General features: G+C 50.4%; 16 protein-coding genes. 9 read left to right on the top strand and 7 right to left on the bottom strand.

The genetic code is table 11. From position 1 onward, the window contains the following. Positions 1–40: 40 nt before the first annotated feature. From F569_RS17770 to F569_RS0111535, 6 genes are all read left to right on the top strand, one after another. The gene (locus F569_RS17770; protein WP_154813728.1) at positions 41–862 is read left to right on the top strand and encodes an esterase/lipase family protein; all 822 of its coding nucleotides are present in this window, start codon (positions 41–43) and stop codon (positions 860–862) included. A gap of 172 nt (positions 863–1,034) precedes the next feature. Beyond that, positions 1,035–1,472, top strand: coding sequence for a hypothetical protein (locus F569_RS0111555; protein WP_026942332.1), 438 nt, complete (start codon positions 1,035–1,037; stop codon positions 1,470–1,472). Beyond that, complete coding sequence (locus tag F569_RS0111550) at positions 1,456–3,144, top strand: EAL domain-containing protein (protein ID WP_026942331.1); 1,689 nt, start codon at positions 1,456–1,458, stop codon at positions 3,142–3,144. The genes F569_RS0111555 and F569_RS0111550 overlap by 17 nt, the downstream gene beginning before the upstream one ends. A gap of 38 nt (positions 3,145–3,182) precedes the next feature. Then, positions 3,183–3,935: a class I SAM-dependent methyltransferase gene (locus tag F569_RS0111545; protein ID WP_026942330.1), complete on the top strand. Its 753-nt coding sequence runs from the start codon at positions 3,183–3,185 to the stop codon at positions 3,933–3,935. Next, positions 3,928–4,668, top strand: coding sequence for a chorismate mutase (locus tag F569_RS19045; protein WP_051279825.1), 741 nt, complete (start codon positions 3,928–3,930; stop codon positions 4,666–4,668). The genes F569_RS0111545 and F569_RS19045 overlap by 8 nt, the downstream gene beginning before the upstream one ends. After that, positions 4,665–5,570: a prephenate/arogenate dehydrogenase family protein gene (locus tag F569_RS0111535; protein ID WP_026942329.1), complete on the top strand. Its 906-nt coding sequence runs from the start codon at positions 4,665–4,667 to the stop codon at positions 5,568–5,570. Before F569_RS19045 ends, F569_RS0111535 begins: the two co-directional genes overlap by 4 nt. Before the next feature lie 6 nt (positions 5,571–5,576). On the opposite strand, the gene F569_RS0111530 is transcribed toward F569_RS0111535, so the two are convergent. From F569_RS0111530 to F569_RS0111515, 4 genes are read right to left on the bottom strand one after another with little or no spacing between them, the layout of a single operon-like run. Beyond that, on the bottom strand, positions 5,577–6,536 hold the full coding sequence (locus F569_RS0111530) for a DUF2125 domain-containing protein (RefSeq protein ID WP_267879451.1): 960 nt from the start codon (positions 6,534–6,536) through the stop codon (positions 5,577–5,579). Positions 6,537–6,565: 29 nt separating this feature from the next. Next, positions 6,566–7,237 carry a YdcF family protein gene (locus tag F569_RS17760; protein ID WP_051279824.1) on the bottom strand — a complete coding sequence of 224 codons (672 nt, stop codon included), beginning with the start codon at positions 7,235–7,237 and terminating at the stop codon, positions 6,566–6,568. After that, positions 7,234–8,130, bottom strand: a complete 897-nt coding sequence (locus tag F569_RS17755; RefSeq protein WP_051279823.1) for a cell division protein FtsX — start codon at positions 8,128–8,130, stop codon at positions 7,234–7,236. Before F569_RS17755 ends, F569_RS17760 begins: the two co-directional genes overlap by 4 nt. Then, positions 8,123–8,872 (bottom strand): cell division ATP-binding protein FtsE, encoded by a 750-nt coding sequence (locus F569_RS0111515; protein WP_233353659.1) that lies wholly within the window; start codon positions 8,870–8,872, stop codon positions 8,123–8,125. The genes F569_RS17755 and F569_RS0111515 overlap by 8 nt, the downstream gene beginning before the upstream one ends. A 29-nt stretch (positions 8,873–8,901) precedes the next feature. Here F569_RS0111515 and F569_RS0111510 point away from each other — a divergent pair, with 29 nt between their 5' ends. Further along, positions 8,902–9,669 (top strand): MJ0042-type zinc finger domain-containing protein, encoded by a 768-nt coding sequence (locus tag F569_RS0111510; RefSeq protein ID WP_026942326.1) that lies wholly within the window; start codon positions 8,902–8,904, stop codon positions 9,667–9,669. An 8-nt stretch (positions 9,670–9,677) separates the two neighbouring features. On the opposite strand, the gene F569_RS0111505 is transcribed toward F569_RS0111510, so the two are convergent. From F569_RS0111505 to lptM, 3 genes are all read right to left on the bottom strand, one after another. After that, positions 9,678–12,407, bottom strand: a complete 2,730-nt coding sequence (locus tag F569_RS0111505; RefSeq protein WP_026942325.1) for a DUF4175 domain-containing protein — start codon at positions 12,405–12,407, stop codon at positions 9,678–9,680. A gap of 62 nt (positions 12,408–12,469) precedes the next feature. Continuing rightward, on the bottom strand, positions 12,470–13,735 hold the full coding sequence (gene lysA, locus F569_RS0111500; RefSeq protein ID WP_026942324.1) for a diaminopimelate decarboxylase: 1,266 nt from the start codon (positions 13,733–13,735) through the stop codon (positions 12,470–12,472). Between the two features lie 6 nt (positions 13,736–13,741). Beyond that, positions 13,742–13,951 carry an LPS translocon maturation chaperone LptM gene (gene lptM / locus F569_RS17750; protein WP_034388614.1) on the bottom strand — a complete coding sequence of 70 codons (210 nt, stop codon included), beginning with the start codon at positions 13,949–13,951 and terminating at the stop codon, positions 13,742–13,744. Positions 13,952–14,090: 139 nt separating this feature from the next. On the opposite strand from lptM, the gene F569_RS0111490 reads away from it, so the two are divergent. Both F569_RS0111490 and F569_RS0111485 read left to right on the top strand, forming a co-directional pair. Beyond that, entirely contained in the window at positions 14,091–14,861 is a 771-nt protein-coding gene (locus F569_RS0111490; protein WP_026942323.1) for a hypothetical protein, read from the top strand. Then, positions 14,858–15,652 (top strand): hypothetical protein, encoded by a 795-nt coding sequence (locus F569_RS0111485; protein WP_026942322.1) that lies wholly within the window; start codon positions 14,858–14,860, stop codon positions 15,650–15,652. Before F569_RS0111490 ends, F569_RS0111485 begins: the two co-directional genes overlap by 4 nt. Positions 15,653–15,668 lie beyond the last annotated feature (16 nt).

Below are 15,668 nucleotides of genomic sequence, written 5' to 3'. Positions count from 1 at the left end.
CGCATTCTAGCCTTTTCGAATCACGACCCAAGGACACGACATGGTAGCCACACTTGTTGAAAAAGCCGCGAAAATTTCCCCGCAAGGATATCAGCAGGCTGGCTTGTCCAAAAAAGGACCGTCACTCTTTTGGACCTTAACAGAGGGCGGACGCGCCAGTTTTGAAATGGGCTCTTTTTTTGCTTTGCGCCGGTTAATGAAAAGACTGCCCAAAGGCGATGGTCATCCCGTTATCTTTTTCCCGGGCTTTGTCGCCAGCGATGCATCCACAAGGCCTATGCGTAAATTATTTTCTGATCTGGGTTATCCTACATATGGATGGGGTCTAGGCCGTAATCTCGTTTATAACGCGCAGCGCGAAGCTCAAATGCAGGCCTTACTCAAGCGGGTTTTTAAGAAGCATGGCGAAAAAGTTTCTATCATTGGTTGGAGCCTTGGCGGATTATTTGCTCGTGAAGTCGCTAAAGCGCATCCGGAATATGTTCGCTCGGTAATCTCCCTTGGCAGCCCAATCTCAGGTGACCCTGATCATTCCAATGCCGGACGTCTCTTCAAATATTTCAATGGTGAGCCTGACGCAGCTATGCTGGAGCGTATGGAAGCTATGAATGTCGCGCCGCTTGTGCCAACGACCTCAATCTATACGAAAGCCGACGGCATTGTGGCTTGGAAAGGCTCTGTTCAGCGGAAAAGCAAAACGCCCAGCGAGAATATTGAGGTCCCGGCCAGTCATATTGGCTTGGGTGTTAATCCGCTTGTTATGTACGCCATTGCCGACCGTTTGGCTCAGCCAGAAGGGACTTGGGCTCCCTTTGAGAGCTCAGGATTTAAGAAATTTCTGTTTAAGGCTTACAGGGGCTAAAACCCCTTCAGCCTATATGAGTTACGTAAGGCACGGCGCTTAGAACGACATGGCTCATTCTAGCTTAGGCAGGAACAGCCGCGTTTTATGAAAGCAAATTTCACTTATTAACCCTTTGCAAGCCTTTCTTCTTTAGATTCTATTAAGAACTAATGATTCGAGTGAGGTCGTTTTGCGATTTTTTACAGTCTTTCCGCTGATGATTGTGCCAGTCGTCATTTATAATGTTCTGGCATTGGGGGGGTCAACCTTCTCAACTGTGGATGCTGTGCGGGAGCGCTTGGACACAGATTTTATCTCTGTTCCTATGGCGTCTCAAGTGACGTGGGATATTACGCCGGGTCATGCTTTGATTGCCTTGTCGCTTTTGATGCTATTTTTCGAATTGCTGAAATCTACGGGAACAGGCCGCGCGGCAGTGATGAACCATGCTTTTTCAATGTGCCTTTTCATTATTTGCCTCGTTGAATTTTTGATGCTTCCAGCTTTCGCAACCTCGGTCTTTTTCCTTGTTATGATAATGTGTCTCTTGGATGTGATGGCTGGTTTCATGGTCACGATCGCCGCCGCGAGGCGAGATTTTGCCGTCGGGGATGGCTACATTGATTAAGGTAAACCAAATTGGGCGCGCACAGGGTTTGCAACATACCTCCAAGACCTTAAGTCTATTGGGCGCCGCCTCATTTCTAATAAAGAGGCAGCAATTTATCTGGCAAGACGCGTCTCTTTGCCGTTCACTTTTACGTATTCGCGATGAAAACTTACCTGTGTCTGCTCAGGATTTTAGCTTGCGTCTCTCGCCTCAAGATAGCCGTCGCCGTCAAGAGGCGTTTACTCATCTATCATGGGATGGGGCCCAATATGCGCTTCGCTATCAAATCAAGCGGGATGATGCCCGCTGGCTATGGGTCGAAGAGCGGGGCGAACGCCTCTCGGGTAAGGGCGAAACACCCCATGAAGTTTCAGCTGTGATCTTTAATGTTCAATCCATTCAAGAGGATCGCGAGAGAGCGGCTTATCTCGCCGGGCATGATGATTTAACGGGGCTTTGGAATGCGGCGCGATTTAATCAAGGGCTCACACATATTATGGAAATGGCGGCACGTCACGATGCGCGCGTCTTATGCCTGAATATATCGCTGTCTAACCTGCCGGACATAAATGAAACCTATGGCTATGATCAAGGCAATCGCATTTTGAAAATGGTCGGGGCTCATCTGTCTCGCAGTGTAGCGTCACCGGATATTACAGCGCGGATTTCAGGACGAAGATTTGCTGTTGGGCTAAGCGGGCGAGCACTTGAAGAAGTTGAAACCGCCGCCGCAGCCTTACAAGCCTCGCTCTCCGATAACATTTATCAATCTCCACATGGTCCTCTCACAGCTGAATTTGAAAGCGCTGTTATTGTTGTGCCGGATGCCTCAATGACGGCAGAGCAATTTATAATGCAGACCCCTCTGTCATTAGAGAATGAGGCAGATAAGGACTCTGCCATAAACCTGAAACCGCAGCCTGAGCACACACCTTCTGTGATAAGCCGAGAGGATATCACCGCAGATGATATTCTAGCAGCGCTGAATGACCGCCGTATATCTTTGGCCTTTCAGCCTATTATAGAGGCGAAGTCACGAAAGCTCCATCATTATGAATGCTTGCTCAGGCTAAGACTTGAGGAGGGAGAAGTTATTTCTGCAGGGCGCTTTATCATGGCAGCGGAGCGTCTGGGGCTCGTGCATCTTCTTGATCGCCGCGCTCTTGAATTGGCTGCGGAAGCGCTGCGGCAATATTCTGATATTGATATTGCGCTAAACGTGTCTGCAGTCACTTTAAAAGAGACAGATAGGGCGGCGGCTTATATTGCAGCCTTAAAAGCACTGGGCCCTGAGGCCCACCGCGTTAGCTTGGAACTTACAGAAACAGCGGCCTTGGAAGACCCAGCTAAAGCGGGACAGTTTTCTGTAGAGGCCCGTGCCTTAGGGTGTAAATTTGCTATTGATGATTTTGGCTCGGGCTACACGACATTTCAAAATTTGATGGCTATCGAAGCGGATATAATTAAAATCGATGGTAGCTTTATAGAAGACATTGCACGCACTCCGCACAAGGAAACTTTCGTAAGGATGATGGTGGATCTGGCACAAACATTTGGCGTTAAAACTGTCGCCGAAATGGTGGATAACCGCGCCGACGCGGATTTGCTTGAGCGTTTGGGCGTTGATTATTTACAGGGCTACATGTTTGGCGTGCCAAGTGCGGCCCCGGCTTGGAGGCATGCGTCTTAAACATTTTCATTTTGCGGCGCATTGGTTAAGCTAAGCTTATGCGGCAAAGCGTTATCACATTGGAAAGGTTCTATGCCTCGCCTTTAGGTGCAACGGCGCGAGATATGGCCGCGCGGAGATTAAGCTCGCTTTGGCCTGATCTCTCAGGGCAGGATGTCTTGGGGTTTGGCTATTGTGCGCCCTATCTGCGCCCTTATATGAAAGGCGCTAACCGTGTGATTCTGGCAATGCCAGGTGGACAAGGTGCCATCGCGCAAAGCGGCCAGCGCGGTATCATTGCGTGCTTGACGGCTGAAGATTTGCTTCCCTTTTCAGATGCCCGCTTTGATAATGTTTTATGCGTTCACGGTGTTGAGGAAACGCCGGATCTGTCGGGGTTGCTGCAAGAGCTGTGGCGGGTCACGCGTCCCGAAGGCCGTATTGTCGTGATTGCGTCCAACCGCTCAGGCATGTGGGCTCGCTCGGATAAAAGTCCGTTCGGGGCAGGGCGGCCCTTTTCACGTACACAACTTCGCGGCGCCCTTAACGCAGCTGGCTTTGTTCCGACTGTGTGGTCAGGCGCGCTTTATACCCCGCCATTGCGGAAACTTGCAGGGGCAGGCTTTTCGCACGGGTGTGAACGCTTTGGCGAGACAGTTTGGCCGGGTTTTTCAGGACTAGTGCTTGTCGAAGCGATAAAGCGGCTTTATGCCGAACCCAGAGGAACAGCGAAAAAATTGGTCACACGGCCAAGCTTTGGCACAACGCCTATTGCAAACAGGACGGCTAGCGAACGGCAACGACATGAATAAAATACCGCCTGTAAAAATAGAAGATGTGCGTGCTGAGATCGACCGCGTTGATAATGCTTTATTGTCTCTTATTGCCCAGCGGCTTGAATTAGCGGCGGCAGTTCGGCGTGCAAAATCAGGGGTGCGCTTTTGGCGACCTTCGCGCGAGGAGTCGCATATTCGTGAATTAGCCGCCGCCACAGAGAATACTCCGCCCGAGCTAGTTTCTCGGATTTGGGCAGAACTGATGAGCGCCTCTATCGCGCTTCAAGGGCCGATGAAACTTCATATCGCCTTAGAGGGTGATGCGCTGGATGTCTGGACGTTGGTGCGCGACCGCTTTGGCGCAGCCATTCCGGCTATGTCTTATCCTACGGCCAGTTCAGCTTTGGCGGCGGCCTATGCTGATGATGAGGGCGTGGCTGTCTTACCCGCACCGGGCGGCATGAATAGCTGGTGGACAGCGTTGGGGGCAAAAGGGGCTATGCCCGATATGCATATTTTATCAGGGCTCCCGCGCACAGGTGATGAGGCTTGGCCGCGAGCCGTCGCCGTTTCAACAGCGGATATTCAGCCGTCAGGCGCAGATCAAACACTACTGATCTGTAGCCGAACGGTTCATATTGAAGGCGCGAAACTTCGGGCTGAAGCCGGTGATCATAACTTGATTAGCGTTGAAGGTTTTTTGGATACCGCTCCGCCCCAGACCAAGATTATTGGCTGCCTGCCGAAGCCTTTGGGTTATAAAAAATGACAATCGACACATTATTAATTATTGGCGGCGGCCTGATAGGGTCTTCTATAGCGCGGGCTGCCAAAGAATACGGCCAAGCCAAGACAGTTTATGTTGCAGATAAATCTGCCTCGGCCTGTGAAGCTATAGAACGGCTTGGTTTCGCGGATGGCGTTTCTGAAAACGCGCCTGAGCTTTACGCTTCTCAGGCTGATATGATTATCCTTTGCGTGCCCCCGGGCCGCATCGGCGAAGTAGCAGAAGCGATTATTCCTGTGATGAAGGACGGCGCGATCCTCTCCGATGTGGGGTCTGTCAAAGGGGATGTGATCAAGCAGGTCACGCCGTTCCTCAAAGACAGCATTCACTTTGTGCCGGGGCATCCTATTGCGGGAACCGAATATAGCGGCCCTGAAGCGGGCTTTGCCTCGCTGTTTAAAGACCGATGGTGTGTTTTAACGCCGGACGATGCGGATGACGGCGCAGTCGAGACTGTCAAACTCTTTTGGGAAGGAATTGGCGCATTGGTCGCGATCATGGAACCGAAACGTCACGACATCGTCTTAGCAACAACCTCTCATGTGCCGCATCTGATTGCTTATACGCTTGTCGGAACGGCGGTGGATATGGAAAGGGTTACCAATAATGAAGTCGTGAAATTCTCGGCTGGCGGCTTTCGAGACTTTACGCGTATTGCGGCTTCAGACCCTGTCATGTGGCGCGATGTCTTTTTGGCGAACCGCGAGGCCACACTCGAAGTCGTTGACCGCTTTATTGAGGATTTATCAGCCTTGAAACGGGCCATACGTTGGGATGACGGCGATGCGCTTTTGGAACATTTCGCCAAAACCCGCGACATTCGCCGCCATATTGTAGATGCAGGGCAGGATAGCGCCGCACCAAACTTTGGCCGCGATGATTAAGGCTGCTTAAAGCGCATATATCCTCTGACCAAAGAGTGTCAGAAAGCCGTCCCGCATTGTTAGCGTCACTTCTTGCCGTCCGCTGTCATTGACAGGGAGTAAGATTGCGGCGAGTTTTGCATTTCGGGCTTGGCTATTACTCAGAAGCGCTGCGTTTTCTAAGCGCGAAATAAGCGCATTTATATCCTCGACTTCAATACGAATAATGCCGCTCAAGCCATTGGGTGATTGCGTGAGGTCAAAGCCGCCTTGGAAGCGAGTGTCCCCCCATAATAAGCTCCAACCTTCTCCTGTAATCTGTCCCACTTTTGCCCACTCATTGACCGCTGAGCTTTCAAGTGATGCCAAGCCTATCGCCAGGGCAGAGCCTTGCAAGCGTTCGATGCGGGGGCCAAAGGCTTTTTGAAACGGCTTTAGCGTATCTTTCTCAAGATAGATATTCTCCAGATCAACCGCATAACGCATATCGGGGCCGGAGGGACCCGCATCTATTCGGGCTTTGTCTATGGCCACAATAGGCGGCAGGGTACCTATAATGGCCTGCATTTTCAATTTAGACGCTGAAGCCTCTACTGATTTCAGCTCACCTTTAAGATTGGTCCGAGCTGTCATATCGACATTAAAAGGCCTGGCGTCAAAGAGCCAGCGCTCACCTTTGGGACCGCGAAGATCTATTCTGGCCTCACCGCGATGGGTTCCTGTCCATTTCAGGGGATTAAGCGAAATAGCTTCGAATTGCCAATCATCTCCTTTAACAGACCAAGGCTTTGCAGCGGAGCGCGGTGAGTCGATATTGAGCTGCGCCAGACCGGCTCTGAATTTTATGGGGAAGCCGCCTACAGATAAGCCTTTATGGACGACTTTATAGCCCTCACTTTGCAATGTACTTATGTGGTTGCTGATACTTTTTATCATTATATTGCGCCCTAAGGCCCAATATAAACAGAGCAACACAAAGAGGCTCATCAAAATAATTATGAGGGCCTTAGCTCGGTTCATTCAGAGACCTCTTCAGGCACATCGCTAAGGAGCGGCGCCCCTGTGCTGGCCTTGGTCGCGGGAGAGCGCAAATAGCTCAGCAGTAATTTTCCATATTCTTGGAAGAGGCGTTTAAAGCGGGCTTTATTATTATACCATTTCGCGCCGTCAGGGTTAGTCACTGGGTAAGCCGTAATTTTGATACGCCCAGCTGCGGCTCCGATTTCTATCTCGGCGCGCGGCATATGATAAGATGATGTGACAAGGATAATATGTTCATATCCCAGAGCTTTGGCCCAGCTCGCAGTTTCCCGAGCATTTCCAATTGTATCTTCGGCATTGTAATCCAAATCCAGGCAACAATCGGCCTTAGCATTAGGCAGAATAACGAGGTCTTTTATAGCCTCCAAGGTGGTTTTGGTATTTACGCCTGAAATTAAAAGCCTTTCGCCTTTATTACGGCGCAGCAGATCTGCGCCTGTCTCCAATCGTCCGCCGCCTTTACCAGTCCAAACAACAATGCCGTCTGCTTTTGCCAGAGTTGCAGGTGGTTTCAAGCGGTCAACCTTGTGCGCAAAAACGACAAACCCCCCCGCAAATATTACTAGAGTTAAGCAGAGCATGAAGCCGCCAAATTTTAGCCAACCTTTCCGCTTTGCCTCAGAAGAGAGTTTTACGCGCGGGCTCATGAGCGGCGGCGCTCACGGCGCAGTAAACGGAACGTTGTGAAACCTGCTGCGGCTGAGCAGATCAGCGTTAATCCGGCGACCATAAGGATTAGATAAAAACTATCTGTCCAATTTACATTTAAATCTGGCAATAACGCGGTGTCTTTTGCGGTGCGCAGTGATAAAGCTGTTGCAGCCACAAGTCCCAAAGCAGCCCCGATGACACTCCCTTTCAGCCCGCGAAGACCAGCCTGTTTGATGAATAATTTTGCGATAAAGCCGTCTTCTGCGCCGACTTGCACCAAGACCTGGATAACATCTCTTTGTGTTGAGAGTGCGGCTTGGGTTGCGAAGGCGGATACGGCGATGCTGGCTCCGAATATAAGCGCCAATATCGCCAAAGCTGCTGCTTTTAACCCGCGGGCCGATTGCCCGATTTGATCAGACCAGCGGCTATGATCGTCAATTTCGGCTATAAGCCCTTCTTCGCCGAGGGCTGTGATAATGAGCGGCGGAGAGAGCATATCGTCTGCCTCTAATTTAACAGATATAAGGACTGGTAGGGGTAAATCCTCGGGAAGGTCTATATTGCCTAGCCAAGGTGTCAGCAATTCGCGTGATTTTACATCACCCAAAGGCGCGATATCAGCGCTAGGCAAGACAGTCCGTAGAGTCTTCAAAGCGGTTTCGGTTTCAGCGTCTCTTAAGTCAGGGCTGCTCACTAAAAGCTGCACGGTTGCTGTGCGCTGCAACTCACCTTGCCAATTATTCCTTAGGCGATCGGCAGAAAGCGAAAATAAGAGCGCTAGCGCCGCAAGAAATGACATAATCGCCAGCACAATAATGAGGGAACGTGCATTATCAGCTGCTGTATTTAACAGGGGCTGGGACACCGTGTTTTCCGAGTTATCCATGAGCGTGCCCGTTCTGAAGGCCGCTTAAGAGCTGTCCGTCTTCTATGCGTATGACATCGGCGGAAAACTCACTGATGAGATTTATATCATGTGTCGCAATGAGCACAGTTGCGCCCATACGGTTCATTTCAGAAAATAACCTCAACAATCTGCGCCCAATGACAGGATCAACATTTCCGGTGGGTTCATCGGCAATAAGTAAATCAGGTTTGGAGATGACGGCCCGGGCAATGGCGGCACGTTGCTGTTCGCCGCCGGAAAGCGTTTGCGGCATGGCTTCCATAACGTGGCCAAGCCCAACCCACTGCAAAAGCTCCATCACATCTTGACGATACGTTTCGCGGGGCTCACCTGTCACGCGTAGAGGGAGGGCGACATTCTCAAAAACACTTAAATGCTCAATCAGCCGAAAGTCTTGTAAGACAACTCCAATCCGGCGCTTTGTCGCTTGCTGCTCAGCACGGGACATGATGGAAATGTCACTCTCAAATAGGTTAATCAATCCGCGGGATTGTTTGAGGGTGAGGTAACAGAGCTTTAACAGTGTAGATTTCCCTGCGCCGGATGGTCCTGTCAAAAATGTGAAACTGCCGCGTGCTAGGCGCATATTAACATCAGAAAGTATCTCAGGGCCGCGGCCATAACGTAATCCTACACGCTCAAAGCGAACCACGTCAGTAATAGCGCTGGGTTTAGCGGCTAGCGGATCTACGGGACTGGACACGGGGTTAATAATTGGCACACTCCTGTATAAAACGAATCGAGGTTGATATGATACTCACCTGTCCGGAATGTTCTACGCGTTATTTGACAAAAGAAAATGCGATAGGCCCGAATGGACGCACGGTTCGCTGCGCAAAATGCGATACCACATGGTTTGTTGCCTCTGAAGCCGATACACTGACCTTACAAGATAACCAATCGCCTGTCGAAGAGATTGTTCAGGCCACTACTGAAGACATGGCGGGAGAATTTGGTAAAAACCGTGTGCCAGAAGCCCCTGGCGCTCATGTTGTTATGCGAGACAAGGTAGATAAGGAACGCCGCCGCCGCCGCTTGACCAGTGTAGGTCTTATATGGGCTGTGCCTCTATTTTTGTTATTTGTTGCCTCGATTTTAGGGTACGTCTTTCGCCAGAATATTGTCAACGGCGTTCCGCAAATGGCAACCCTCTATAAGACATTGGGCGTGGATGTAACGATGTCAGGCTTGAATATCGAGGACCCAATTACGCGAAGTGCTTTAATAGATGGAAAACCTGTTCTTGTTGTGAACGGCGCGGTTAAAAATATTACCTCCAAAGATCAAGACGTTCCCATGGTTGAATTGTCTCTTCACAGCAAAGATGGTGAACCATTAGTCACATGGCTAGTAGATGTGAATACGCCGCGCCTCGCCAAGAATGAGCGAGTAACATTTGTATCTGAATATCCAAATCCGCCCGTTGATGCAGTTAAGCTGCGTTACAGATTTGCAGATGAGACAGCGACTGCGGCCATGAGTGGTGGGTCTGCTCAAAACCTTACCGGCGCACAATAAACCCGTCTTTAGAAGCGCTTCAAAAGCCTCTCTAAATATTCCCGCTCGGCTTCATCACGTTCTTGCTCGGCGGCGCGGCGGCGAAGCTCTTCGCGCAACTCACGGGACCGCGTCGCGTCATCACGTGTATCAATATCCGCCTCGGACTCATCTGCATTGCCGCCTGCATTCTCACGGCCCAAAGGGTCTTCATTCTCTGCTTGGTCGGATCCCTCTTCGCCGCGGCCTTGTTCACGTCCGCTTGAGGCCATTGACTCTCCGGCCCGCCTCAGGGCTCTTATAGCGTCGGCTTGTGCATCATTCGCTCTTGCAAGGTCACCATTCTCAAGACGGTCCTGACTTTCCCGCATAGCCTCTCCGGCTTCGGCTAAGGCTTCCGCTGCGTCCTGCTGTTCTTCACCGCTTCCGCCGCGAGCATCGCTATCTGGGTCGTTTTCGCCTCCGCCGCCTTGGCCGTCTTCACTCTCTTCACCACCGCCGCCATTCTCTCCTTCTTCGGGTAGGGCTCCTTCAAGGGCATCCAGTGCGTCTTGCAACGCACCTTGCCGCGCGGCCAGTTCGCCGGGGCTGAGGGCACCTTCGCCTTGTTCTTGTCCGCCGTTACCTTGCTCGCTCCCATTATCTTCGCCGTCATTATCCTGATCTTCGCCGTCATTTTCCTGACCGCTTTGCTCGCCATTCTGGTCCTCCTCGCTATTGCCGCCCTCAGAGCCATCTTCTTGGTCATTTTGTTCGGCTTCATTCTCGGCCTGACGTGTTTCATCCTGTAGTTCTCGCTGATCTCCCAGAAGATCCGCGAGGTCTTCGAGTGATTTTTTCATTTCTTCACTCATTTCGCCAGGCATGGTCTCTCCGCCTTCACCTTGGCCGCCGCGGGTAAGCTGCATTTCCATATTTTCCAAGAGCTCAGCAAGGCGGGCAAGGGCCTTGCGGGCTCCTTCCGTATCTCCGGCCTTATTGGCCTCTTCTATGGCTTTGAGAAGTTCTTCAATTTCATCCGCATTCCGGCCGCCTTGACCGCCGCCGCCCTCGGCATCTGCGATATTGCCTTCTTCTATGGCTTGGCGGCGCAATTCTTCCATATAGCGCTCAACCGCTTGGTCGTAACGGTCAAATAAAGTGTCGATTTCCCGTTCGGGTGCGCGGCGTGCCATACCGTCTTGCAGTGCTTCTTTGGCTTCGCGCATTTCCTCGAGCGCAGTGCCAAGCACGCCAAATTCCGCACGTATGGCTATGCGCCATAGATCTTCGGGTATACCCTTCAGATCTGAAGCTTTGCGGCCATAACGCAGACGGCCGCGCACATTTTTAAGACCCATATATATGGCAGGGTCAGAGAATATACCCGCGGGTTTATCCGTCAGTGCATCAATTAAAATCGCCGCACGCTCTATCTGTGCGGGAGCGCGATCCAAGCGAAATTCAGGTTGGTAGGTATCAAAATATGGCGCGTTACGATAATCATGAGTCTTAGGCAAAGGTGCATACTCTCCGCTGCCGGCGATGACGAGGTTGCGCTGTTCAATGATAGCTTTCGCCATAGGTTCTATGAATATTTTATCCGGGACAGTAAAGAAACTTTCTTGGCTCTCATCCATTTGTCCAAGGCCGTCTTTAGCAATCAATATCCCTGCCACCTTACGGCCAGCCCATTCGTGCTTTGTCAGCTCAAGCGCTGCATCAGCCTCTTCGGCGCGTTTAACAGAGGCAGAGGAGAGCGGGACCGTTATCACAGACGTCTTTGCGGCCTCAATAGGATCTTCTGTTAAAAGACGCATTTTCAGCTCAAGGCTCTCAATGCCGTAATCATCTTCAAAGGTGTAAGTAAAGGCGAGACGATCACGCTTATCGGCCTTGGGCAGCTCTTCAAAAACAACATAGGGAGCTGTGTCCGGTAGGACGTTAAGCACCCATTTTTTCTCTTTCGTGCCAATGCGCCATCGCGCTGTGCTTTTCTCTTTCAAAATGGCACGGGCTTCAAAGCTCTGTGGGCCAAGACGTTTTAATGGCAGATATTTGCGGCCTAGCTTAAGGCGCGGTGCGTCTTTGACGCCGGATATACGGGCCACAAGCTCTGATCCTGCTGGAACATCAACCTTATTCTTATCTTTGAAATAAAGCGGCGGTCGGCCTGTATATTCGGGCGGATCAACCCAGGCTTCATAGGTGACATCCGCTGGATTTATCGCGCTTTGCCACGTCGGAGATACCGATCGGCGCAAACGCTCATAATTGTCCCCAAAGCCAACCATCATGGCCAGGCCTAATGCGCAAGGCAGTACAAAGCGCAGATAATAAGGATCAATCGGTTTTAAGGCATGCCGCCAACGGGCAGGGCGCAGGTTTTCAGCATTTCTGCGGGCGGTTTCGAAATGAGCCGGCCAAGCGGCTTCACTAATAGCAGGGCGGTCTTCAAGTACATCGAGCGGGCGGTGTTTAATATTTGAATCGCCCTCCACGCGGCGGCGAGCTTCTGATAAGTCAGGGCGTTTCTGTACGCGCGCACGCCATGCAGCTTTAGCCAGGAAAAACAAAGCAATGGCCAAAACGATAAGCCGCCAAGGATCGCCAATACGCTCCCATATGCCGCCAAAGGCGCCGATTAAGAAGACTATGGCAATTGCTGCAGCTAACGCAAAAACTGGGGCATAGCGCTCCCAATAGAGAGAAGCTTGAGCACGACGAACGTAACCGCCCGTGCGTTTTAAAAGCGAAGATGTGTCGGGGTTTTGCGACATGTTTAGACTATAACGCCATCAATTATTCTGTCGCGTTAATTTTCGGAGATATAGTGCGGCAATTACAGCCAGCTCGGCACGGTCTCTGTTTTAAGAATGTCTTCCACTGTAGGCCGTTTTCGGATGACTTCGAACTGGCTGCCCTTGACCAAGACCTCGGGGACAAGGGGACGGGTGTTATATTGGCTCGATTGCGACGCGCCGTAAGCTCCCGCCGAATGCATGACGAGCAGGTCGCCCGCTTTCATCTCAGGCAGCTCACGAGATTTCGTAAACGTATCGCCGCTTTCACAAATTGGACCGACAACATCGTAAGAGATGTCCTCATAATCAGAACCGGGGGCTTTGACGGCTTCGATCTCGTGATAAGCATCATATAGAGCCGGTCTCAGCAAATCATTCATTGCGGCATCTATGATGAGGAATTTACGATCTTCGCCTTCTTTGACGTATAGCACTTTTGATAATAAAATTCCGGCATTGCCTGAGATCATGCGGCCCGGTTCGAATATCATTTCGACATCCATATCCGCCGTCAGGCGCTTCACCATGGCGCCATATTGGTCCGGCGGTGGGGGCGTGATGGAATTGTCGCCATAAGGAATGCCTAAGCCTCCGCCAATGTCAAAGCTGCGGATATTATGTCCATTGGTGCGTAGGCGGGAAATAAGCTCGCCGACTTTACTAATCGCTTTCTCAAAAGGCGCTAAATCATCTATTTGGCTACCGATATGAACATCCACGCCGACAATTTCGATATTTTCAAGCGCGGCAGCTTCGGCGTAGGCCCGTTCTGCCTGGCTCCAGGCAATGCCAAATTTATTTTCTTTTTTCCCAGTGCTAATTTTCTCATGCCCGCCCGCCGTAACGTCAGGATTAACCCTGAAAGCAATAGGCGCTTTGACATCCATCTCCGCAGCAACGCTGTTAAGGACGTAAAGTTCTGGCAGGCTTTCAACATTAAAGATGCGGATACTTGCTGTGAGGGCGATGCGCATTTCATCAGCAGTTTTACCAACGCCTGAAAATACGACTTTATCAGCAGGAATTCCAGCGGTTAGAGCGCGCTGTAACTCACCGCCGCTGACAACATCTGCACCCGCGCCTAGTTTGGCGAGGCTCGCTAAAATGCCGATATTGGAATTGGCTTTGACAGAATAGGCCACGAGGGCGTCTATGCCCTTAAAACTGTCAGCAAATACCTTGTAATGCCGTTCAAATGTGGCCGTTGAATAGACATAGCAGGGCGTGCCAATAGTTTCAGCAATCTCGCGCAAGGCGACATCTTCGGCAAACATCTCGCCGTCTTTAAAGTCAAAATGGCGCATGGGGTTTTATTCTACGGGTTCAGGGGCTTCTACTCTAATGCCGCTGCGCGATTTACCAGCTTTTACGGCTTCTGCTTTTTGTTCAGCCGTTCTGTTGTCATCCCCCCAGAGCGGCGGCGGTGTTTTTAAGTCCCCGCGAATCCCGCATGCTGACAAAGCGAAGGCACCCATGAGTGACAAGGCAATAAGCGTGTTAAAATGTGAGCGGCGTTTCATGTGAGTCTCCGAATATTCTGAATGTCTTTTAGGAGGAGTTATGGGCCGCGTCGAGTCACCATCACGGTAAAATGACCAAAGTTTCACTGGAGCTACAGCGCAGTATTTGGCTTACAGAGTGAAACCTTTAGGATTAAATATGAAATATTTATCAGCTTTTGTGATTTTGGCGGTTTTGATGCCGCAATCCGCTATGGCAGCAGATAAGCTGCGCGGTGAGGTTTTTTGTTTCCCTGCCAAAGATGTTCCCAAAATTGTCAATAATCTCAAAGACGTTAAAGATAGCCGACGCGACGTGGTCGATGTTGATATCAATCCAAAATTTATCATCAAAGATGGCGGTATTTGGCCGGAGCGTTTCTTCCTTCGCACAGATAATGGGGAGATTGATATTCCGGTAGAAAAGCCCTCCGGACTTACGCCTAGCTTTCTCGAGAATGCCTTTGCTTATCCCGAGAGTGATGTCTGTGTGGCTGATAAAACTCGCGCGGCACGGCCTGAATATGATGAAGGGCTTTATTTTGAAATGGGTTTGTCACCTCTTTTTCACGATAATTCGGGACGGCATGACATGGCGAGCTTAAAAGAAGGTACGAAAGACGGGAAAAGTTTTTATAAAAAAATGATACCCTCAGTCGCGCGTATGTTTATGCCGGATACGGATTATTTGGCCGTGAAATATGATGACTTGCGAACAACAGGCGCTCAAATTTTCGCGTTGGTCAATGGTAATGAAGTTCCGTTGGACGCAGAATTATACAAAGAGATGCATGTGGTCTCTTTTGAGGCGCTCGAAGATATGGACGCCTCTGCGCTTATCATCAAAGGCGGCGCTTATGAATTACAGCCCACCGTCAGCGTAAAAACAATGAAACGCTTTGGCTGGGGCCAAGAGGAAGATGAGGAATGAAACAATTTAGTATTGCACTCATAGCTCTGTTATTGAGCCCGTCTGTTTTTGCGCAAGATAATATAGATGCCGCGCCGGAGTTGCGTGAGGCCATTAATTGCTTTCCTGCCAAAGGCATTGTGGATTTTGTTTCTAAATTTGAGGACATTGAGCCTGATAAGCGGGACAGCGTAGATATGCTTTTTACAGCAAAATTCACGGTTAATGATGGCGGGGTGCTGCCAGAAAGAATTTTCATTCGTCATGTTGGCACGGAGACAGACTTTCTTTTGAATGCCGATGGCAGTGTTCCAGATTTTAATAACATAGGTAAAGCCCCCGAAACCGCTGAGCTTTGCTCTGAAGACCCAAGCCGTATCGGAACCCCTAAAGGCGGGGAAGATATGAGTTTTAACATATCCAATGATGTCTATTATTTGAAAAACTCCGGATATCACGACATCGCAACATTAAAGGACGGCCTTAAAGATAGTAAATCACATTATAAGAAGATGGTGCCCGCGGCCATGCGCATGCTCGTACCGGGCTTTAAATATGTGATGATTGAATATGATGTTGAAGGGACGACACCACAATATCAGGCCATGAAAGGCGATGAGGTAGTAGAGGGCTTGACGCATATAAGTTTTTGCGAGGTTCCTATGATTAAGCTCAAAGATCTGGAGGCCATGGGTGCAGATGGGCTGAAAATTATGGGCGGGCCTTATAATTTAACTCCTGTCCCAGGGCCAAAGGCTTTGAAGAGATTTGTCAAGTGCTCAAAAGATGAGGACGCGAAAGAAGACGAATAGCTTTTCAAAGTTTCAT

Origin of the sequence: Hellea balneolensis DSM 19091 (assembly GCF_000428525.1) — a bacterium.
Taxonomy (GTDB): Bacteria; Pseudomonadota; Alphaproteobacteria; order Caulobacterales; family Maricaulaceae; genus Hellea; species Hellea balneolensis.
The sequence above is the reverse complement of the archived record's forward strand: the minus strand, read 5'-3'. Positions and strand labels throughout refer to the sequence as shown.

Bases quoted from the DNA above. Each gene is read 5' to 3' on its own strand.
- F569_RS17770 (WP_154813728.1), top strand. From the start codon at position 41: ATGGTAGCCACACTTGTTGAAAAAGCCGCGAAAATTTCCCCGCAAGGA.
- F569_RS0111550 (WP_026942331.1), top strand. From the start codon at position 1,456: ATGGCTACATTGATTAAGGTAAACCAAATTGGGCGCGCACAGGGTTTG.
- F569_RS0111545 (WP_026942330.1), top strand. From the start codon at position 3,183: ATGCGGCAAAGCGTTATCACATTGGAAAGGTTCTATGCCTCGCCTTTA.
- F569_RS19045 (WP_051279825.1), top strand. From the start codon at position 3,928: ATGAATAAAATACCGCCTGTAAAAATAGAAGATGTGCGTGCTGAGATC.
- F569_RS0111535 (WP_026942329.1), top strand. From the start codon at position 4,665: ATGACAATCGACACATTATTAATTATTGGCGGCGGCCTGATAGGGTCT.
- F569_RS0111530 (WP_267879451.1), bottom strand. From the start codon at position 6,536: ATGAGCCTCTTTGTGTTGCTCTGTTTATATTGGGCCTTAGGGCGCAAT.
- F569_RS17760 (WP_051279824.1), bottom strand. From the start codon at position 7,237: ATGAGCCCGCGCGTAAAACTCTCTTCTGAGGCAAAGCGGAAAGGTTGG.
- F569_RS17755 (WP_051279823.1), bottom strand. From the start codon at position 8,130: ATGGATAACTCGGAAAACACGGTGTCCCAGCCCCTGTTAAATACAGCA.
- F569_RS0111510 (WP_026942326.1), top strand. From the start codon at position 8,902: ATGATACTCACCTGTCCGGAATGTTCTACGCGTTATTTGACAAAAGAA.
- F569_RS0111505 (WP_026942325.1), bottom strand. From the start codon at position 12,407: ATGTCGCAAAACCCCGACACATCTTCGCTTTTAAAACGCACGGGCGGT.
- lysA (WP_026942324.1), bottom strand. From the start codon at position 13,735: ATGCGCCATTTTGACTTTAAAGACGGCGAGATGTTTGCCGAAGATGTC.
- lptM (WP_034388614.1), bottom strand. From the start codon at position 13,951: ATGAAACGCCGCTCACATTTTAACACGCTTATTGCCTTGTCACTCATG.
- F569_RS0111490 (WP_026942323.1), top strand. From the start codon at position 14,091: ATGAAATATTTATCAGCTTTTGTGATTTTGGCGGTTTTGATGCCGCAA.
- F569_RS0111485 (WP_026942322.1), top strand. From the start codon at position 14,858: ATGAAACAATTTAGTATTGCACTCATAGCTCTGTTATTGAGCCCGTCT.